This window comes from Candidatus Krumholzibacteriota bacterium (assembly GCA_016931295.1).
In the GTDB taxonomy this organism is placed as follows: domain Bacteria; phylum Krumholzibacteriota; class Krumholzibacteriia; order Krumholzibacteriales; family Krumholzibacteriaceae; genus JAFGEZ01.
The window spans coordinates 33,178-51,079 of the sequence record JAFGEZ010000047.1 but is presented as its reverse complement, the minus strand read 5'-3'; the positions used below and the strand labels follow the sequence as shown (position 1 = coordinate 51,079).

Here is a 17,902-nt window from a genome sequence, read left to right as displayed (position 1 = left end):
ATTTTCCGCACGGTTTTCCGTATCGGCGCGTTCGTACCATATGGAGAAGGAGTTCACATGGATTGCACCGATTACCGCATGATGGTCACGATGAGAGAGGACGGCGAGCTCGGACCGGACCGGCTCGCGATGCTCGATGCGCACCTGTCGGTCTGCGGGGCCTGCCGGGTTTTCGAGGCCGCCGTGCGCGAAACGACCGCTCTCCATGCCTCGCTCGTCGAGATGGCGCCTCCGCCGTCGATTCTCGAAGGCGTGATCGCGGAAGTCGGCCGGCCGGCCCGCGCCGGCCTTTTCGCCGGCTGGCGCCGGTTCGCCGTGCCCGCGGCGGCGATATTCGTGCTGGTGGCGGGAGTCATCGCGGGCGGGCAGATCGGCCGAACCACGCTCGGCGCCGACGGCGACGCCGACGCCTCCTTCGGTCTCGAGTACCTCGAGGAATATCCACCCGGCTCCGTCGGCGACCTCGTCGTCTCCTACCTCGAGGGGGGTGAGACGGATGAGTAATCGCCTCGTCGGCGTCCTCCTCGTCCTCTCGCTCGCCTTCAACCTCGCGGTGGCGGCGAGTCTCGGATGGCTGTGGATCTCGCGCGAGCGGGAGACCGGCGATTCCGCGCCGCATGTCTCCGCGCCCGATCCGTGCGGGCCGGCGTGCAGGATGCTCTCGAGGCGGATGGGGCTCCGCGGCGAACGGGCCGAGCTCGTTCACCGGATCATGGGCCAGTCACTCGAGACCACCCGCGATCTGCGGGAGAGGATCGGGGCGGACCGCCGGCGTCTCGTCGTCCTGCTCACGGGCGACGAGCCCGATTCGGCCGCGATCATGCAGACGGTGGACGATATCTCGACGCTCCAGGGGGAACTCGAGAAAGTTCTCGTGGAGCGGCTCATGAAGGTGCGATCGGTGCTCGACGAGAGCGAGATGCACATCTTTCACCGGATGCTCGGCGAGACGGCCGGCCCGCCCCCCGGGGAGGCGCGGCATACCGGGCATTCTCGACGTCACGAACCCGGAGGTACACGATGAAACGGAACGCGATCCTGTTGACGACGGCCCTCATGCTCGCGGCCGCGCCCCTCGCCGCCCAGCACCGGATGCACGACGAGGGCGGGAGCTGCGCGATGCCGGCGCTCGAGCTGAAGGCCGACCAGGAGACGGCGATGGAGAAGCTGCGGGTCGAACACCGGATGACGATGATCGATCTCGAGGCGGCGGCCGAGAAGCTCCGCATAGGCATGCGGGCCGCGCTCGCGGCGGACCGGCCGGACGCGGAAAAGCTCGGCAAGATGAACGCGAAGCTCGCCGCGACCCGCGAGAAGATCGGGATGGCGAGGATCGATCACATGCTCGCCGTGCGGAAGATCCTCGACGACGAGCAGTGGAAGATCTTCGTGAAGCACCACCGGATGGGCGACGGCATGCGCGGGCGCAACTGCCGCGACGGCAGTGGCATGCATCGCCCGGGCCGCGCCGGTGGCGAAAAGCGGGGATGCGGCGATGGCGACGGAACGGGGCGCCGCGGCGGGGACGGACACTGCGGCGCGGGCGGCAGTTGACGATCGGCGTTCTTTCGACGCTCGACGGCGGGGGCTTCGGCCTCCGCCGTTTTTTTTTACCGGAAGAGGAGGTATCGGACGAGGATGTAGCCGCTCGAGAGCAGGATCGAGAGGAGCATCAGGGGAAAGCCGTACCGGAAGTAGTTGCCGAAGGTGAGCGGCGTGCGGGTCTTTCCGCTGAATCCGGCGATGACGACGTTCGCCGAGGCCCCGATGATCGTGCCGTTGCCGCCGAGACACGCCCCGAGGGCCAGGCTCCACCACAGGGGCATCGATTTTTCCATCAGATAGACCGCGTAGGCCGCCTCGTCGAGTCCTGCCGTGTTCGGGAAGAGGGAGACGCTGATCCTCGCGAGGAGCGGGATCATGGCGGCGACGAAGGGGATGTTGTCCAGGAACGAGGAGGCGAGCGCCGCGAACCACAGGACGCAGAGGCTCAGGACCCCGACGTCGCCGCTCAGGCGCAGCACGCCGGCGGCGAGCACCTCCAGGACGCCGACCTCCTCGAGGCCGCCCACGAGGACGAAGAGGCCCATGAAGAAGAAGAGGGTGGGCCACTCGATCTCCTCGAGGCGTTTCTCGATGTCGGTGCCGCTCCAGATGAGCAGGACGCCGCCGCCGGCGAGGGCCACCGTGGCCGGCTTGAGCCCGAGCGCGTCGTGGAGGACGAACCCGAGTATCGTGAAGGAGAGCACGACGAGACTCCGGCGTAACAGCACCGGATCGGTGATCGCCTTCGTCTCGTCCATGCCCGCCAGCACCCGTTCGGTGTCGACGAAGGCGCCGCTTAGCTCGCGCCGGAAGACGACACGGAGGACGAGGAGCGTGACGCCGAGGATCAGGAGGGCCGGCGGACCGAGGTGGATGAGGAAATCGAGGAAGGAGAGGTCGGTGGCCGATCCGATCAGGATGTTCGGCGGATCGCCGATCAGCGTCGCCGTTCCCCCGATGTTGGAGGCGAGGATCTCGGCGACGAGGAAGGGATAGGGCCGGATATCGAGCATCTCGGCGATCAGGATCGTGATCGGCGCGATCAGGAGAACGGTCGTCACGTTGTCGAGGAGGGCCGAGGCGAGAGCGGTGAAGATCGAGATCCAGAGGAGGATGCGCCAGGAATCCCCGCGGGCCTTCTTCGCGATCCTGATGGCGACCCACGTGAATATCCCCGTCTCCTTGACGACCCCGATGAGGAGCATCATGCCGACGAGAAGGCCGATCGTGTTGAAATCGATCGACGCGAAGGCGTCGGCCTGCGGCAGGACGCGCAGGAGGACGAGGAGGACGCCTCCCATGATCGCGATCTTCGTGCGGTGGATCCGCTCGGTGATGATCAGGATATAGGCGACGACGAAAACGACGATCGCTATGACGGCGTGAGCGGTCAATGTTGTCCTTCCGTGCCGTAGAGGGCCCTCACGATGTCGTTCTTGCTGATCATGCCGACGAGACGGCCGTCGCGGACGACGGGTATCCGGGTGATCCCGGACCGGTGGAGGACCGCCGCCGCCTTCATGACGCTGTCATTCTCGGCGAGGACGGCCGGTTCCTCGCGCATCAGGTCCTCGGCGACGAAGAGCGATTCCTCGATCGAGAAGGAATGCTGCTCGATGGCGCCGAAGTCGTGCAGGAAGTCGATGTTCCGGATGAGGTCGATATACGCGGGGAGGAAGATCAGCAGGAAGTCGTCGATCGTGATGACGCCGGCCAGCTCTCCGGTCTCCTCTCGGACGGGGAGGACCGCCTCGCCCGTCTCCTCGAAGAGCCGGGCGATATCCCGGAGGGACGCATCGGGAGCGAGAAAGCGAAACTCCCGTTTCATGCAGTCGCGGATATCCACGCCGTCTCCTTTGCGGCTAGAGGTACTCGTCCTCCGCGCGCCTGACGATGTCGAGAAGCGTCTTCTCGTCGGGGCAGGAGAGGAGCTTCTCCCGGAATGCCTCGTGCTTGACGAGCCGCGAGATCCCGGCGAGCGCCACGATGTGGGGGCCGGAGACGTCCTTCGGGGAGACGAGGATGAAGAAGATCTTCGCCAATTCGCCGTCGATCGCGTCGAAATCGACGCCCCGCGCGCTCCGGCCGAAGGCCACATGGAGCTCTTTGACGACGGGCGTCTTCGCGTGGGGCAGCGCGAGGCCCATCCCGACCCCGGTGCTCTGCTTCTTTTCGCGACGGAGGATCGCCTCGAGGATCGTATCGCGGTCGGAGAGGCGATGGGCGTCGCAAAGCAGGCCGACGAGCTCGCCGAGAGCCTCCTTTTTCGTGGAGGCCTTCATGTCGAGTCTGACGGCGTTCTTCTTCAGTTTGCTTGACAGTCTCATTCCGTGGCTTCCTTCGACAGAGGGACAAGGTAGTGCGCGCCCCGACCGAAGTCAAATCATTTACAGCCGGACGCCCGCCGTCAGGAAGAAGAAGGCGCCGCCGTATTCGAGATCGAATCGGAGCGATTCGCCGAACTTGTTCTCGAATTCCCGGACGGTGACATTCCGCCACCCGAACTGGATGCCGATCTCCACCGGGTTGAGGAAGTTCGTCACCGCCTCGGCGGCGAGCTGGAAGCCGCCGTCGTCGCCCTTGTATTCGTCGAGCCGCCTGCCGGTCAGGATGTTCGTGCCGTAGACCGTCTCGGCGAGGCTGTAGTAGGCCGCGAGGTTGACGTCGAGGATCTGGGGAAAGCTGAAGATGCGGCCGACGACGCCGAAGGAGATCACGTCCGCGGGCGCCTTGAAGGTGATCGTGTAATCCCCCGATTCGTTTTCCGTCGACGCCCACCAGCGTTCGTACATCGCGGCCGCCGCGAATCGGTCGAACACCCAGATCCGTCCCTCGATCTTCACGTTCGTCCCGCCGTCGAGGTCGGGGATCCGGACGCCGGCGTCCCGGCTGAGCTCCTGGATGGCGTCGTTGAGGTCGGACATCGAGTAGAAGGCGTTGCCGATGCCGCCCCGGACCGCGATGCCGATGGGGAAGGCGGATGCCGGAGCGCTCGCGGCGCAGGCCGCGGCGAGCAGGCAGACGAACAGGGCCGGACGATTCATGCGGTGTCTCCTTTCGATCGATGCGGAGCCGGCAGCGCGTCCCGGCGCGCGAGATAGCCCTCGAGCCTCCTGACGCCGTCGGCCAGGTTCTCGATCGAGTTGGCGTACGAGATGCGGAGATGTCCCTCGCCCTCCGCGCCGAAATCGATCCCCGGCGCCAGCGCGACGCCGGCCGTCTCGAGGATGTCGAAGGCGAGACGGTAGGAATCGCGGTCCACGTGGGAGGCGTCGACGAAGATGTAGAAGGCCCCCTTCGGCTCCACGCGGCAACCGAGTCCGATCTTCGGCAATTCCTCGAGGAGGAATCGCCGGCGCGCGTCGTATTTCGCGACCATGTCGTCGATCTCGGGCTGTTGCCGGGAAAGGGCGCTTAGGCCGGCCCGCTGCACGAAGGCGTTCGGGGAGATGAAGAAGTTCTGCAGGAGCACGTGCAGGGTTCGCACGGCCGACGCCGGCGCGATGCAGTAGCCGAGGCGCCAGCCGGTCATCGCGAAGAGCTTGGAGAAGCCGTTCAGAACGAAGACGTCGTCACCGTACTCGAGGGCCGAATGTTCCTTCGCCCCGTAGACGAGCCCGTGGTAGATCTCGTCGCTGATGACGGGAACGCCGAGCGAGCAGATCTCCTTGATGTCGGCGGGAGGCATGAGCGTCCCCGAGGGATTGGCGGGGGAGTTGATCATGATCGCCTTCGTCCGGGGCCCGACGAGCCGCCGGGCGTCCGCCGGGTCGAGCTGGAATCCTCGATCGCTGCTCGCCGGCGCGAATCGCGGAACGCCGCGGAGAAAGCGTATGAAATTGGGATAGCACGGGTAGTAGGGGTCGCCCAGGACGATCTCGTCGCCCGGTTGCTCGATGAGGACCGAGAGGACGAGGAGGAGGGCCGGCGAGACGCCGTTCGTCACGAGGACCCGGTCGCCGGTCACATCGAGCCCGTATCGGCCGTTGTACCAGGAGGCGATCGTCTCGCGGAGCTCGTGCGTTCCCCGGCTGTCGGTGTAGTGCGTGTCGCCACCCGTCATCCCCGCGACGCCGGATTCGACGATTCCCGCCGGCGTGTCGAAATCGGGTTCGCCGATCTCCATGTGGACGATCGACCGGCCCTCACGCTCGAGCGCCTGCGCGCGCTCGAGGATCTCCATGACGATGAAGGGCTTTATTCCGTCGGTGATTTTGCTGCGCATCCCGCTCCCGTTCCTGATACACTATGCAGTAGCATAGGTTCTGGAAGAAGCGAAGTCAAACGAAAGGAAAAACGGGATGGCGGTCTGTTCGGTGAGCGTCGTGCCGCTCGGGACGGGCTCACCAAGCCTGAGCGCATTCGTCGCCAGATGCCAGGAGATCCTCGGGGAGACCGAGGGGGTGCGCTTCCGCCTGACGCCGATGTCGACCGTGATCGAAGGGGAGACGGAGACGATCCTCGCGGTCGTCGCCCGGCTCCACCGGGCGCCGTTCGATGCGGGGGCGCTCCGGGTGATGACGCTGGTGAACATCGACGAGCGGCGGGACACGGAACTGACGATGGACGGGAAGGTCGCTTCGGTGGAGGCGAGACTCCGCTGACGGCCGCTCACGGTTCGTCGATCCAGGCGATCGTCCAGTGGCGCCCGGTTTTCCCGCCGTCGCGGCGGTGCGAGAAGAAATGCCCGGGATCGCAGCTCGTGCAGAGCCCGGAGGCCAGGACATTGCGCCGGCGAAGCCCCAGCGACACGAGGTCGTCCGCGATAAAGGCGGCGAGGTCGACGTGCCAGCGGCCGTTCCTGCGCCGGCGCGAAGCGGGAAAGGCGCGGGAGTCCGTCTCCCGCACCGGGTAGCATCTCTCGCAGATCCCCGGTCCGACGAGCGCGATCGTGTCGGCGAGGTTCGCGCCGAATCCGGCGGAGAGCCGGTTGATCCCCGCTTCGAGTATCCCCGCGGCGGCGCCTGCGCGGCCGACGTGCAGCGCCGCGAGCGCGCCCTCGGCGGGAGCGAAGAGGACGACCGGGTAGCAGTCGGCCGTGGAGACGGCGAGCGGCAGCGATGGGCGCCCGGTCACGAGGCCGTCGGCGCCGCGGGCGATCCGCCCCGGACGGGCGACGGCGATCGATGCGCCGTGGACCTGCTCGGCGCGCGCGAGGCGGTTGCGTTCCAGTTCGAGCGTCTCGAGCAGTCTGCGCCGGTTCGCGTGAACCCGTTTCGGCCGATCGCCGCACGAGAGTCCGAGATCGAGCGAGTCGAAGGGCGGTTTGCTGACACCGCCGATCCGCGACGCGAAGAAGACGCGGAGCGTTGGCGCGAGCGCCTCGATCGCGGGGAAGATCCCCAGAACGAGGCCGTTCTGTCCGATCCATCGCATCATGTCGTACTCCCCTTGCCGGCTAGAGGATAGGGGAAAACCGGGGGATTGCAAGCGGAAGGTAGAGGATGACCGTTTTCGAGGGATACCGTTGCGGCCTGTGCGGCAGGGAAGTGCCGGCCGGTTCGATCGCCGGCGAATGCCCGACCTGCGCGGGGCCGCTCCTCGGCGTCTACGATCTCGCCGCCCTGCGCGCCCGGACGACGCGTGAGGAGTTCTTCGGGGCCGGCGAAGGAGTGTGGCGCTTCCGCGGGCTGCTGCCCGTCTTCCCGCGCGAGATCACGCTCGGCGAGGGCAACACGCCGATACTCGACGCGTCGCGACTTCGCGGGGGTTCGGGGCTCGGCGGCCTCTTTCTCAAGGACGAATCGCTCAATCCGACCGGCTCCTTCAAGGCGCGCGGGATGGCGGTCGCCGTCTCGCGGCTCGTCGACCTCGGCGCGAGGCGCGCCGCGGTGCCGTCGGCGGGGAACGCGGGGCTCGCCCTGGCCGCCTACGGTGCGGCGGCGGGGATCGCCTGCGACGTCTTCATCCCGGCGGATACCCCGGCGGGCGTGGCGGAGGAGTGCCGTCTCTACGGGGCCCGCGTCGTGCAGGTCGCCGGCGTGATATCCGATGCGGCGGGCCGCATGGCCGGGGAGAACGCGGAGACCGGCGCCGCGGTGATGAGCACCTTCCGGGAACCGTGCCGCGTGGAGGGGAAGAAGACGATGGCCTTCGAGATCGCCGCCGCCCTCTCACCGCCGCCCGACTGGATCATCTACCCGACGGGGGGCGGAACGGGGATCGTCGCGATGTGGAAGGCCTTCGCCGAACTGGACGAACTCGGCTGGCTCGAGGGTCCGCGTCCGCGGCTCGCCGCCGTCCAGGCCGCCGGGTGCCAGCCGCTCGTCCGCGCCTTCGAGGATGGGCGGGAGAGCGCAGGATGCTGGGAGGCGCCGGAGACGGTCGCCGCGGGATTGCGTGTGCCTTCCTCGCGAGCCGACCGGCTGATTCTGCGCGCCCTCCGCGAGACGGGGGGGACGGCCGTCGCGGTGGACGACGAGGCGATCCTCGAGGCGGTCGGGCGGATGGCCGCCGAGACGGGCGTATTCCCCTCGCCCGAGGGCGCGGCGACGCTCGCCGGTCTCGACGCGCTCGTCGCCCGCGAAACGATCAAGCCGGGCGACCGGGTCTGTCTCCTCGTGACGGCGGGCGGTTCCCGCTATCGCCTGCTCCTGGACGACTCGGCCCGATAAGGCGGTCGGGCACGAAAAACGGGAGGGCGCCAGGCGCCCTCCCGCTGATATCCCTTCGATTTTCCTCTCCTACTTCCGGCGTTTCGATCCGCCGCCGCTCCCCGAGGAGCGGGAGCCGGACGAGCGTGAACCGGAGGAACGGGAGCCGGAACTCGTGCGACCGGCCGAAGAGCCGCCCGACGATCTTCCCGAGGCGCGTCCGACCCGTTCGTCGATGCCCCGGTCGGTGCTCGAACTCCGGGCCGAGGAGTTGCTCGAGCGCTTCGTGTCGTCGTTCGATTTCTTCGGGGCGCTCTTCCGGGCGCCGGTCGGACGCTGCGTCCGCCGCGTCTCCGCCTCGCCCGATTTCTTCGCCGGCTGCGTCCGGTTGGTGGAGGTGGAACGCGTCCCGCCCGGCGTGGAGCGTTCGCGTCGGGTCGAACGGCGCCGCGTCGAATCGTCGCCGCGCGCAGGCGTCGTCGTCGAACCGCCGTCGGTGCGCTTCAGGTTCCTCCGCCTGCTGTCGGGATCGGCGGTCGGGCGCACGGTGTCGCCCGGGTCGCGACGCGCGGTCCGGGCATCCTGCCCGTGCACGACGCGCCTCGTAACGACGCGATTCGCGGTCCGGGTCGTTCCGGCAGGCCTCGTCGTCCCGGTCGCGCGGGAGACGACGGGCATGCGCGCGGACGTCGCCGACGTCGTTCTTCGCGCGAGCGTCGAACGCTCGATCGTACGGTCGCGGCGCTCCTTGACCTTCACGCGGGCGAGCCGCGAGCCGGAGATCGCGTCGACGCGGCGCACCCTCGCCGCCGTATCGGCGTAGGTGAGGTACCGTTTCGTCACGGTCCGGCCGTTCGCGATCGTCCGGTACTGCCGGTCGTCATGCCGCCAGTAGCCGTCGTAGCCGTAATCCCACCACCAGTCGTTCCGGTACCACGACGCGTAGTAGTACGGGCGGTACCACGAATAGAAGGGCCAGTGGTGGTGATAATAACCGCCCCAGCCGACCGACCAGCTCCAGCCCCAGTACCAGTCGTCCCACCAGTAGGGATCCCAGGCGACGTACCAGTGCCAGGGATGATAGGAGTGCCGGGGGACGTACCAGTCGTTGTAGTAGACGTGGAGATGCACGTCTGCGTCGTCCCAGTCGTCCCAGTCTTCCCAGCTCCCGCCGTCGTCGTACACGTCGTCCGCGTCGTCGAAGCGGTCGCCGAGATCGGCGACGTAGTAGTCGTTTTCATCCTCGTCGAGGTGCCGGACGACGAAGGTCTCCTCGTAGGGATAGTCGGCGTCGGCGTACTCGACCCGCTCGATCTCGATCGCGGGGCAGACCATCGCATAGGGGTCGCTCATCCGGTCGTGACCGTGGCAGCTGGCGCACAGGTAACGGGGATAGTCGACCTCGCGGTTGATGTAGAACCAGGTGACGTCGGCGGACATCGCGGCGATGCCCGCCTCGGAGACGATCTCCTCGTCGATCGTGTTGAAGGCGAGGAAGGGATCGGTCTGGATGCGGAAGCGCTTCTCCGCCGGAAGGGAGGCGCCGCGGGCGAGGTAGGCGAGCTCGTTCTCGTCGATCATCGAGCGCTCCGGCACGGCGATGGCATGGATGTACTCGATCCCCGTTCGTTCGCCGACGGTCCAGCGGATCCCCCGGCCCGCCTCGGGAAGGAAGTGGACCGTGCGGCCCTCGCTTCGCACGGGACGGCCGTCCGCCGGGTAGAGGAGGTTCACGTAGCCGTCCGTGTCGATGTTGTATATGAATACGAAGGCGTCCTCGCTCGTCTGGAAGGTGATGTTCACGTCCCTTCCTGGCATGAGGACGGCTCCCTTGCCGCCGACGAGCCGCACCGAGAGGTCGAGTCCGTCGCCGTCGAAGGCGCCGCGTCGCACGTCGACCGCGGAGACCGGAGCGGACAGAAGGATCAGAGCCGTCAACAGGAGGCATATGGTCACGATGTGTCTCATCTGACTCACTCCTTCTCAGGGGTTTCTCTCACATCCTGCATATACGAGGTCTTTCAAGGAGCATGCCGGAAAGGCCCTCATTAATTATAGTCGTTTCGCCGTTCCGTTACAAGCCCGGCCTCCGCGCCCGGAGATGGAACCGATTCCGGTGCAACCGTCTGTCCTCGTTGGCGATGCGCCGTTCTATCCCCCGCGGGGGTCCGGCGCGCTCCGCCACCCTGTTATACACCGGGGGGCGGATTCCGTTTCATCGGCCCCGCCGGCGTCGGCATCCGGCGTCCCCGCCCGGGGACGATCTGAAACTCACTTGACCCTCCGGGAGTACAATGATACTGTGCCCCCTGACGCGGGAGAGAAGGACAGAACACGGGAGGTTCGCGCGTGCCGTTGTTCCTGCAGATCGCCGACAGCTTTTCCGGGCTGGTCGCTCATACCGGGACGCTCGCCAAGACGATTCTCGCGATCCTGGCGGTGCTGTCCGTCGTGTCATGGACGATCATGGTGGAGAAATTCAGGTTCTTCCGCCGCGCGCGTTCGGAAAGCAACCGCTTTCTCGCCCGTTTCGGCGAGGCGCGCAGCCTCGACGAGGTTCGCGACGGCGGGCGATCCCTTCCCGAGAGCCCCGAGGCGGCGCTCGTGCGCTCTCTGCCCGAGGGACGGGAAGCCGACGTGCTCCGCGACCCGGCCTTTCTCGACCGGTTCCTCGAATCGTCGGCCGGGCGCATCGTCTCCGACTGGGAATCCTACCTCGTCTTTCTCGCCACGACGGCCACCGTCTCCCCCTTCCTCGGCCTGCTCGGCACGGTCTGGGGCATCATGAGCTCATTCCTCTCGATGGGAGCGCGCGGTTCGGCCGATCTCTACGTTGTCGGGCCGGGGATCGCCGAGGCCCTGATAACGACGATCTTCGGCCTCGCCGCGGCGATCCCGGCCGTGATCGGCTACAACTACATCCTGCGGGTGATCCGCCGGCGGGAGGACGAACTGGCGATGTTCGCGGCGCGGCTCCGGAGCAGGATACTGGAGGGGTGAGATGAAACGCCCGCGCTACTCGTCCCTCGCCGAGATCAACATCACCAACCTCGTCGACGTCACGATGGTGCTGCTGATCGTCTTCATGCTCACCGCACCCTTCCTGCAGGCCGGCGTCGAGCTCAAGCTTCCCAAGGCGGAGGCGAGGGCGATCGAGGAACAGGACGGCGTGACGGTCTCCATCGACGAGGAAGGCGCGATATTCATCGACAAGCGGGAGGTGAGCTGGGAGGACTTCTCCGCCGAGCTGCGCCGGGCGCTCGACGAGACGGCCCCGCGCGTCTTCCTGCGCGCCGACCAGGATGTCCGTTACGGCGCCGTGATGCGCGTCATCGCGCGCGTGAAGATGCTCGGGATCGAGGATCTCGGTCTCATCGCCGAGCAGGAAGACCGCAAGTGACCGCGGGGTGCGGGGAAGGATGCGGATGCGGCTTTCCCTCCTGATATCGCTCCTGATGCACACGCTTTTGCTGGCTGCCCTCGTGGCGGTCTTCCGCATCGTGCCCGAGATGAGGCTTCCGTCGGAGATCTACAACGTCAAGATACTGCAGCCCGCCGTCCGCGCGCCGGAGCCGGAGCCGGAAGCGGAGGTCTCGCCGCCGCCTCCTTCCGAGCCGAAGCCCGAGACGAAGCCGAAGGAGACGCCGAAGCCGAACAAGCCCGAGCCGGAGCCCGAACCCGAGCCGGCGCCCCCCGAGGAGACGCCGCTCGAGACGACGGTGGCGGAGTCGGACGACGACGGGACGGCGATGACCGTCGACGCGCCCCGCTTCCCCTTCTCCTACTACCTCTCGGCGATCGAGCGCCGGATATCGCAGAACTGGTTCGCCGGCACGTCGGCCGGGACGTCGGGCCTCACCTGCGTCGTCTTCTTCCGCCTCGATCGCGGCGGCGGGATCGCCGGCCTGCGCGTCGAGACGAGTTCGGGGAATTCCTACTTCGATCGATCGGCGATGCGGGCCGTCAGGAGCTCGGTTCCCTTCCCGCCGTTGCCGAAGGCCTTCGCCGAGCCGTGGCTCGGGATCCATTTCACGTTCGTCCAGAGGGATTGACCATGCCGAAGCGACTTCTCCTCGCCCTGCTGATTCTCCTGCCGTCCCGGCCGGTCGCGGGGCAGACCGACATCTATCTCCGGACCGAGACGACGGGGCGCGGGCGCATCCCGATCGTCGTCCGGGACGTGGCGCCCGGCGGGGAGGCGCTCCGCACGGTCGCGGATCTCGTCTCGCGGACGCTCGAGAAGGATCTCCGCTATTCCGGGTTCTTCGATCCCGTGCGCGTCTCCGGCGGCCCGGATTCCCTCCCCGACGGGCGGACGGCGGCGGCCATCTTCGAGGGGGCTCTCCTCCCCGACGGCGAATCGCTCGCCCTCGAGGCCCGGCTGCTGGATTTCTCCAGCCGCGCCGTGATCTTCAGCAAGATCTACCGCTTCGAGCGGACGGCGGCACGTCTCGCCGCGCACAACGTCTCGGACGCGATCCTCTACTTCCTCGTCGGCGAACGGGGCATCGCCACGACCCGGCTCCTCTACTGCCGCCGGGAAGGGGAGGCGAAGACCCTCTACGCGATCGACTACGACGGCCACGGGGAGAAGGCCTACACGAAGGAGGAGATCGTCGTCTCGCCGCTCTGGCTCGATGATGCGCGCTTCGTCTACACCTCCTACCGCCGCGGCAACCCGGATCTCTACCTCGTCGATCTCCGGCGCGGGAAGCGCCGCGTCATCTCGCACCGCGTGGGGATCAATCTCGCCGGCGACTACGTCGGCGAAAGCGACGAGCTGGTCGCGACGCTCAGCGTGGCGGGGAACAGCGAGATCTTCGTCCTCGGTTCCGACGGGGCGATCAGGCGCCGGATCACGCGGAACCGGGCGATCGACGTCTCGCCGACCTGGGCGCCGAACGGGCGCGAGCTCGCCTTCGTCTCCGATCGCACCGGCTTTCCGCAGGTATACGTCTGCGACGCCTTCGGCGGGAACGTCAGGCGTCTCTCGGAAAGCGGTTCCTACAACGTCTCGCCGGCGTGGTCGCCCCACGGGGACGCGATCGCCTACGTCTCGCGCGACGGCTGGCGCTACCGACTGAAGCTCGTCTCCCCGGACGGGCTCGCCGAGGAGATAATCCACGAGGACGACTATTCGTACGAGGACCCGTCGTGGGCTCCCGACGGCCGGCACATCGCGGCCACGGTGCGGTACGGGGGAGTGCCCTGGATCGTCATCATCGACGTCGATTCCGGGGAGAAACGGCTCCTCGTCAGGGGCGAGTCCCCCGCGTGGTCGCCGCTTCCCCCCGGGGAGGACTGATCGGCCGGGCGGTCCGGCGCCGGGCGGGAATCCGCCCGCCCTGCGGGCGGGAGGCGGATACGGAATTTTGAAAGAAACAGTTGCAAACGCTCCAGTCCCCGCTATCATGGGGGCAAGGTACGATGCGTGAAACCGCCCCGGCGACGCGCCGGGCTTTCAACACGGAGGTTTTCCGGATGAAGCGATACTGGTGGCTCGCTCTCGCGATGATCGCGCTCATCGCCCTGCTTCCCGCATGCGCGAAGAAGGACGTCGCCCCGCCGCCGACCGATCTCGAGGAGCAGGAAGTGGCGCCGCCGCCTCCGCCGCCGCTCGAGAAGGTGGAGGAGGAACCGGCCGAGGAGATCGTGGAGGAGGAGCCGATCGAGCTCGAGGACGTCTTCTTCGAGTTCGACAAGTACGCCATACAGGACAAATACAAGCAGGTCCTGGCACGCAACGCCGAGATCCTGCTCGCTCACGACGACATCGCGCTGCTCGTCGAGGGGCACTGCGACGAGCGCGGCACGAACGAGTACAACATCTCGCTCGGCGAGAAGCGCGCGAAGGCCGTCATGGATTTCCTGGCCACCTACGGCGTGCCCGCCTCGCGGCTCTCGATGGTCAGTTACGGCGAGGAAAAGCCCTTCGCCTACGGCCATGACGAGGCCGCGTGGGCGAAGAACCGCCGGGCCCACATGGTGCTCAGGTAACTCGCGAGGCCATGAGTAACCGTCGATCATTCCGCGGGGCCGTCCTTCTCGTGCTCGTGACGGCCCTTGCCGGCAGCGGCTGCTGGGGGCGCTCGTTTTTCCGCGCCCCCGCCGCCACGCTCGATTCCTCGGCGAAGATCGATTCCCTGCTCGATGAGAACGCCCTGATGCGGCAGCGCCTGGGCGAGCTCGAGCGGCAGGTGCGCGAGATGCGCGACTACGACCGGGGCGCGGCCGCCCGGTCGCAGATCGACGTCGAGGAGATCAAGGACGGGCTGAACGCGCTGCGGCAGATGCTCAGCGACGCGGGGCAGGCGGCGACGCCGCGCTCCACGCGGCCCGGCGCGGAAGAGCGTTTCCCCCCGGTTCCGGCCGCGGACACCCACGCCGCCGCTGCGGACTCGGCCGCGGTCGACAGCGCGGCCGTGCCCCCGCCCGAGGAGATCCACCGGCAGGTCTACCTCGACTTCAGCCGGGGCGAGTACGAACTGGCCATCGAGGAATCGGCGGCCTTCCTCGACGCCTATGCCGATCATCCCCTCGCCGAGGAGGTCCTCTTCATCCGCGGCGAATGCTTCACGGAACTGGGCAGGCACTTCGACGCGCTGAACGAGTTCGCCCGGATCCGCAGGGAATTCCCGAAGGGGCGGCGGACGCCGGCCGTGTTGCTGCGCATGGCCGTCTCCTACGAGAAGATCGGGGAAAAGGCGGTCGCCGCCGGCATCGTCCGGCAGCTCGTGCGGGAGTATCCCTACAGCGAGGAGGCGGCGGCAGCGCAGGAACGGTTCGAGTCCCTCCTCGAAGACTGATTCGGCCCCCCGGTCGGATCGCGTCCGGATGGTGATCACGGCGCCGTGAATCCCGACCCACGACTCTCCCTCCTGCTGCTCGTCGTCGTCCTGCTCTTTCTGTCTGCATTCTTCTCGGGCGTCGAGACGGCTTTCTTTTCCCTGTCGCGGTTCGCCGTGGTCGAGATGGAGAAGGAGGAAGGGCGCAAGCGGCTCGTTTCCCGGCTGCTCGCCGAGCCCAGGAAGCTCCTCGTCACCATCCTGTTCGGCAATCTTCTCGTCAACATCGCGAGCACCTCGGCGGTCACCGCCTTCGCGATCTCGGCGTTCGGGGAGAAGGGCCTCGGGATCGCGATGGTCTTCATGACCGTCCTGATCCTCATCTTCGGCGAGATCGGCCCCAAATCCGTATCGATGCGGCACGCCCGGACGATCGCGGTGTCGTCCGCCCCCGTCATGCGGGGCCTGATGGTTCTATTCACGCCCGTGCGTGTGGTGCTCGGGGCGGTCGCCGATTTGGCCGTCTCTCGCAGCCGTGTGCTTCTCGGCGAACGGCAACTGGAGATGGAGGGGCGCGAACTCGCGACGGCCGTCGAGATCGGCCACAGGCAGGGGCTCCTCGACGAGTTCGAGCACGAGATACTCCGCAATCTCTTCCTTTCCACGGAGACGACGCTGCGCGAGATACAGACCCCGCGCGTTGAGGTATTCACCCTCGACGTCGAAACGCCCCTCAACGAGGCGATCATCCAGGTCAGGGAGCGCGGTTTCAGCCGTGTCCCGGTCCACGAGGGGGAATCGGACAACATCGTCGGCATCCTCATGGCCCGGGACCTCCTTTCCTACGGGCGGGACGAGCGCGTCCACCTGCGCGAGGCGATGCGCGAGCCCCTCTTCGCGCCGGGAAGCAAGAAGACGCGCGAGCTCTTCGGCGAGCTGATCTCGGCGCGGCGGCACATGGTGATCGTGGTCGACGAATACGGGGCCTTCGACGGCATCGTCACCCTCGAGGACATCCTGGAGGAGATCTTCGGCGAGATCCGCGACCGGCGCGAGCCCGATGTGCCCGAATACATCATGATCGACCGCGAGCACATGATCGCGGAGGGAGCGATGCGTCTCGAGGACGTCAACGACATCCTCGGCACGGCGCTGGATTCGCGGGACGTCGAGACGGTGGGGGGGTATCTCCTCGAGGAGATCGGCCGCATCCCGCGAGAGGGTGAGTCCTTCGACATCGCGGGATTGCGGTTCCTCGTCCTCTCGGCGGAGAAGACGCGTGTCTGCAAGATCAAGATCGAACGAGGAGAACGGAAGGAGACCGATGGGCGCCGCTAGCCTGATCGCGATCGTCGTCGTCTCCCTCATGGCCGCGGGCTTCTTCGCCGGCGCCGAGTCGGCGGTCGTCTCGTGCAACAAGGTGAAGCTCCATCACCGCGCCGCCCGGGGCAACCGGCGCGCCCGCGCCGTGGAGCGGCTGCTCTCCTCGAGCGAGTCCTTCTTCAGCATCGTCCTCGTCGGCACCAACATCGCCGTCGTCGTCTGCACGGCGACCGCAACGGCCCTCACCGTCCGCTGGTTCGGGGAGTCGGGCGCCGCCGTGGCGACCGCCGTCATGACGCCCCTCATCCTCGTCTTCGGCGAGGTGATCCCGAAAGCCGCCTTCATCTACCAGGCGGACCGTGTCTCCCTGCTCGTCGGACCGCTCCTGCGGGTCTTCCAGTTCGTCCTCTGGCCCATCGCCTTTCCCGCCACGCTTCTCGTGCGGGCGCTCCTGCGCCTCACCGGGGCCGGCGACGACCGCCGCGATCTCCTCGCCTCCCGGGAGGAACTCGTCTACCTGTACAGCCGGGGAAAGCGCGACGGTGTCGTCGAGCGGCGGGAGCGGATGCTGATCGACCGTGTCTTCCATTTCAGGCGCGTCCTCACCGGAGAGCTCCTCGTTCCGCGGGAGAAGGTGATCTCCTTCGCGGCGACGGCGACGGTGGGGGAGACGATCGAGGACGCGAGGCGCCACACCTATTCGCGGTTCCCGATCCTCTCGCCGGATCACCGGGTCGTCGGCGTGATCTCCCTCTTCGATCTGCTCGGGCTCGACGGCGGGGAACGCCTCGGGGACGTCATGCACGATCCTGTCTTCGTCGACGTCGACGCGCCGGCCGAGCGGCTGCTCGTCCAGATGAAGGAAAGCGCGATCCACCTCGCCGTCGTCACGGGAAGCGATGGAAACTGGCTGGGGATCGTCACGCTCGAGGACGTGCTCGAGCACATCATCGGCGACATCGCGAACGAGTACGACGAGTGACGGACGGTCTCGATCGGCCGTTGCCCCCGGGGGCGCGGCCCGCTATACTCGGCGCATGAAGAAATGGAGCCTTTGCACGCCGAACGGCGACGTCAACCTGCTGCGTGTGCTGTGGCACGTCCTCGGCGGCCTGGCGATCGTCGCGGGGCTGCTCGTCTGGCGCCACGACCGCCGCTTGCCCGTTCTCATCCTCGCCGCCGCGTCTCTCCTGCTCTTCATACTCGACGTCTTCCGGTTCCGCACCCGGTACGGCCGCTATCTCTTCTGGCGCCACCTGCGGCATCTCGCCTCCTCGAAGGAGCGCGAAGGGATGAACACCTCCTTCTACTACGTCGCCTCGCTCACACTCTGCGTGCTGGTGTTCCCGCCCGGGATCGCGATCGGGTGCGTCGTCTGCCTCGCCGTCGGCGACCAGGTGGCGGGGATCGTCGGCAGGTTCGCAGGGCGGGTGCGGTGGGGAGAGAAGTCCGTCGAGGGGGCGCTCGCCTCCTTCGCCGTCTGCCTCGTCCTCATCCGTCTCTTCGTCCCATCCACGCGGATCGCCCTCGCGGGGGCGGCGGCCGGCGCGCTCGCCGAGCTCGCCCCCACGCCCGGGCTCGACGACAACATCAAGATTCCCCTCGTGGCCGGGGGGGTCATGTACGGCGTGATGCTGTTCGGGTGAGGGGGACAGC

General features: G+C 67.4%; 21 protein-coding genes. 14 read left to right on the top strand and 7 right to left on the bottom strand.

Features of this window, described 5'->3' with window-relative positions; genetic code table 11:
• Positions 1-57 precede the first annotated feature (57 nt).
• From JW876_11810 to JW876_11800, 3 genes are read left to right on the top strand one after another with little or no spacing between them, the layout of a single operon-like run.
• Positions 58-504: a zf-HC2 domain-containing protein gene (locus JW876_11810; protein MBN1886192.1), complete on the top strand. Its 447-nt coding sequence runs from the start codon at positions 58-60 to the stop codon at positions 502-504.
• The gene (locus JW876_11805) at positions 497-1,024 is read left to right on the top strand and encodes a periplasmic heavy metal sensor (protein ID MBN1886191.1); all 528 of its coding nucleotides are present in this window, start codon (positions 497-499) and stop codon (positions 1,022-1,024) included. Before JW876_11810 ends, JW876_11805 begins: the two co-directional genes overlap by 8 nt.
• Positions 1,021-1,554, top strand: a complete 534-nt coding sequence (locus JW876_11800; protein MBN1886190.1) for a periplasmic heavy metal sensor — start codon at positions 1,021-1,023, stop codon at positions 1,552-1,554. The genes JW876_11805 and JW876_11800 overlap by 4 nt, the downstream gene beginning before the upstream one ends.
• Positions 1,555-1,610: 56 nt before the next feature.
• On the opposite strand, the gene JW876_11795 is transcribed toward JW876_11800, so the two are convergent.
• From JW876_11795 to JW876_11775, 5 genes are read right to left on the bottom strand one after another with little or no spacing between them, the layout of a single operon-like run.
• On the bottom strand, positions 1,611-2,939 hold the full coding sequence (locus JW876_11795) for an ArsB/NhaD family transporter (GenBank protein MBN1886189.1): 1,329 nt from the start codon (positions 2,937-2,939) through the stop codon (positions 1,611-1,613).
• Positions 2,936-3,391, bottom strand: a complete 456-nt coding sequence (locus JW876_11790; GenBank protein ID MBN1886188.1) for a CBS domain-containing protein — start codon at positions 3,389-3,391, stop codon at positions 2,936-2,938. The genes JW876_11795 and JW876_11790 overlap by 4 nt, the downstream gene beginning before the upstream one ends.
• Before the next feature lie 16 nt (positions 3,392-3,407).
• Entirely contained in the window at positions 3,408-3,872 is a 465-nt protein-coding gene (locus JW876_11785; GenBank protein ID MBN1886187.1) for a PTS sugar transporter subunit IIA, read from the bottom strand.
• 60 nt (positions 3,873-3,932) lie between these two features.
• On the bottom strand, positions 3,933-4,589 hold the full coding sequence (locus tag JW876_11780; protein MBN1886186.1) for a hypothetical protein: 657 nt from the start codon (positions 4,587-4,589) through the stop codon (positions 3,933-3,935).
• A complete protein-coding gene (locus JW876_11775; protein MBN1886185.1) occupies positions 4,586-5,770 on the bottom strand; it encodes a pyridoxal phosphate-dependent aminotransferase in 1,185 nt (394 codons plus the stop codon). Before JW876_11775 ends, JW876_11780 begins: the two co-directional genes overlap by 4 nt.
• A 76-nt stretch (positions 5,771-5,846) precedes the next feature.
• On the opposite strand from JW876_11775, the gene JW876_11770 reads away from it, so the two are divergent.
• Entirely contained in the window at positions 5,847-6,149 is a 303-nt protein-coding gene (locus JW876_11770) for an MTH1187 family thiamine-binding protein (GenBank protein MBN1886184.1), read from the top strand.
• Between the two features lie 7 nt (positions 6,150-6,156).
• On the opposite strand, the gene JW876_11765 is transcribed toward JW876_11770, so the two are convergent.
• Positions 6,157-6,924, bottom strand: a complete 768-nt coding sequence (locus JW876_11765; GenBank protein MBN1886183.1) for a laccase domain-containing protein — start codon at positions 6,922-6,924, stop codon at positions 6,157-6,159.
• 65 nt (positions 6,925-6,989) lie between these two features.
• Between JW876_11765 and JW876_11760 the strand changes: the two genes are divergently transcribed.
• The gene (locus JW876_11760; protein ID MBN1886182.1) at positions 6,990-8,159 is read left to right on the top strand and encodes a threonine synthase; all 1,170 of its coding nucleotides are present in this window, start codon (positions 6,990-6,992) and stop codon (positions 8,157-8,159) included.
• Between the two features lie 69 nt (positions 8,160-8,228).
• On the opposite strand, the gene JW876_11755 is transcribed toward JW876_11760, so the two are convergent.
• On the bottom strand, positions 8,229-10,106 hold the full coding sequence (locus JW876_11755) for a DUF4384 domain-containing protein (GenBank protein MBN1886181.1): 1,878 nt from the start codon (positions 10,104-10,106) through the stop codon (positions 8,229-8,231).
• Between the two features lie 498 nt (positions 10,107-10,604).
• Between JW876_11755 and JW876_11750 the strand changes: the two genes are divergently transcribed.
• From JW876_11750 to JW876_11710, 9 genes are all read left to right on the top strand, one after another.
• A complete protein-coding gene (locus tag JW876_11750) occupies positions 10,605-11,138 on the top strand; it encodes a MotA/TolQ/ExbB proton channel family protein (protein MBN1886180.1) in 534 nt (177 codons plus the stop codon).
• 1 nt (position 11,139) lies between these two features.
• On the top strand, positions 11,140-11,538 hold the full coding sequence (locus JW876_11745; protein MBN1886179.1) for a biopolymer transporter ExbD: 399 nt from the start codon (positions 11,140-11,142) through the stop codon (positions 11,536-11,538).
• A 25-nt stretch (positions 11,539-11,563) separates the two neighbouring features.
• Positions 11,564-12,190, top strand: a complete 627-nt coding sequence (locus JW876_11740; GenBank protein ID MBN1886178.1) for a TonB family protein — start codon at positions 11,564-11,566, stop codon at positions 12,188-12,190.
• 2 nt (positions 12,191-12,192) lie between these two features.
• The gene (locus tag JW876_11735) at positions 12,193-13,443 is read left to right on the top strand and encodes a PD40 domain-containing protein (GenBank protein MBN1886177.1); all 1,251 of its coding nucleotides are present in this window, start codon (positions 12,193-12,195) and stop codon (positions 13,441-13,443) included.
• A gap of 176 nt (positions 13,444-13,619) precedes the next feature.
• A complete protein-coding gene (pal, locus tag JW876_11730) occupies positions 13,620-14,135 on the top strand; it encodes a peptidoglycan-associated lipoprotein Pal (GenBank protein MBN1886176.1) in 516 nt (171 codons plus the stop codon).
• 11 nt (positions 14,136-14,146) lie between these two features.
• Positions 14,147-14,944: a tetratricopeptide repeat protein gene (locus tag JW876_11725; GenBank protein ID MBN1886175.1), complete on the top strand. Its 798-nt coding sequence runs from the start codon at positions 14,147-14,149 to the stop codon at positions 14,942-14,944.
• Positions 14,945-14,989: 45 nt separating this feature from the next.
• Positions 14,990-16,261, top strand: coding sequence for an HlyC/CorC family transporter (locus tag JW876_11720; protein ID MBN1886174.1), 1,272 nt, complete (start codon positions 14,990-14,992; stop codon positions 16,259-16,261).
• Positions 16,248-17,228 carry a DUF21 domain-containing protein gene (locus JW876_11715; GenBank protein MBN1886173.1) on the top strand — a complete coding sequence of 327 codons (981 nt, stop codon included), beginning with the start codon at positions 16,248-16,250 and terminating at the stop codon, positions 17,226-17,228. The genes JW876_11720 and JW876_11715 overlap by 14 nt, the downstream gene beginning before the upstream one ends.
• 55 nt (positions 17,229-17,283) lie before the next feature.
• A complete protein-coding gene (locus JW876_11710; GenBank protein ID MBN1886172.1) occupies positions 17,284-17,892 on the top strand; it encodes a hypothetical protein in 609 nt (202 codons plus the stop codon).
• The last annotated feature ends 10 nt before the right edge of the window (positions 17,893-17,902 follow it).

What these genes read in the sequence shown, in the direction of transcription:
- JW876_11810 (MBN1886192.1), top strand. Translation starts at nt 58, where the DNA reads ATGGATTGCACCGATTACCGCATGATGGTCACGATGAGAGAGGACGGC.
- JW876_11805 (MBN1886191.1), top strand. Translation starts at nt 497, where the DNA reads ATGAGTAATCGCCTCGTCGGCGTCCTCCTCGTCCTCTCGCTCGCCTTC.
- JW876_11800 (MBN1886190.1), top strand. Translation starts at nt 1,021, where the DNA reads ATGAAACGGAACGCGATCCTGTTGACGACGGCCCTCATGCTCGCGGCC.
- JW876_11785 (MBN1886187.1), bottom strand. Translation starts at nt 3,872, where the DNA reads ATGAGACTGTCAAGCAAACTGAAGAAGAACGCCGTCAGACTCGACATG.
- JW876_11780 (MBN1886186.1), bottom strand. Translation starts at nt 4,589, where the DNA reads ATGAATCGTCCGGCCCTGTTCGTCTGCCTGCTCGCCGCGGCCTGCGCC.
- JW876_11775 (MBN1886185.1), bottom strand. Translation starts at nt 5,770, where the DNA reads ATGCGCAGCAAAATCACCGACGGAATAAAGCCCTTCATCGTCATGGAG.
- JW876_11770 (MBN1886184.1), top strand. Translation starts at nt 5,847, where the DNA reads ATGGCGGTCTGTTCGGTGAGCGTCGTGCCGCTCGGGACGGGCTCACCA.
- JW876_11765 (MBN1886183.1), bottom strand. Translation starts at nt 6,924, where the DNA reads ATGATGCGATGGATCGGACAGAACGGCCTCGTTCTGGGGATCTTCCCC.
- JW876_11760 (MBN1886182.1), top strand. Translation starts at nt 6,990, where the DNA reads ATGACCGTTTTCGAGGGATACCGTTGCGGCCTGTGCGGCAGGGAAGTG.
- JW876_11755 (MBN1886181.1), bottom strand. Translation starts at nt 10,106, where the DNA reads ATGAGACACATCGTGACCATATGCCTCCTGTTGACGGCTCTGATCCTT.
- JW876_11750 (MBN1886180.1), top strand. Translation starts at nt 10,605, where the DNA reads ATGGTGGAGAAATTCAGGTTCTTCCGCCGCGCGCGTTCGGAAAGCAAC.
- JW876_11745 (MBN1886179.1), top strand. Translation starts at nt 11,140, where the DNA reads ATGAAACGCCCGCGCTACTCGTCCCTCGCCGAGATCAACATCACCAAC.
- JW876_11740 (MBN1886178.1), top strand. Translation starts at nt 11,564, where the DNA reads ATGCGGCTTTCCCTCCTGATATCGCTCCTGATGCACACGCTTTTGCTG.
- JW876_11735 (MBN1886177.1), top strand. Translation starts at nt 12,193, where the DNA reads ATGCCGAAGCGACTTCTCCTCGCCCTGCTGATTCTCCTGCCGTCCCGG.
- pal (MBN1886176.1), top strand. Translation starts at nt 13,620, where the DNA reads ATGAAGCGATACTGGTGGCTCGCTCTCGCGATGATCGCGCTCATCGCC.
- JW876_11725 (MBN1886175.1), top strand. Translation starts at nt 14,147, where the DNA reads ATGAGTAACCGTCGATCATTCCGCGGGGCCGTCCTTCTCGTGCTCGTG.
- JW876_11715 (MBN1886173.1), top strand. Translation starts at nt 16,248, where the DNA reads ATGGGCGCCGCTAGCCTGATCGCGATCGTCGTCGTCTCCCTCATGGCC.
- JW876_11710 (MBN1886172.1), top strand. Translation starts at nt 17,284, where the DNA reads ATGAAGAAATGGAGCCTTTGCACGCCGAACGGCGACGTCAACCTGCTG.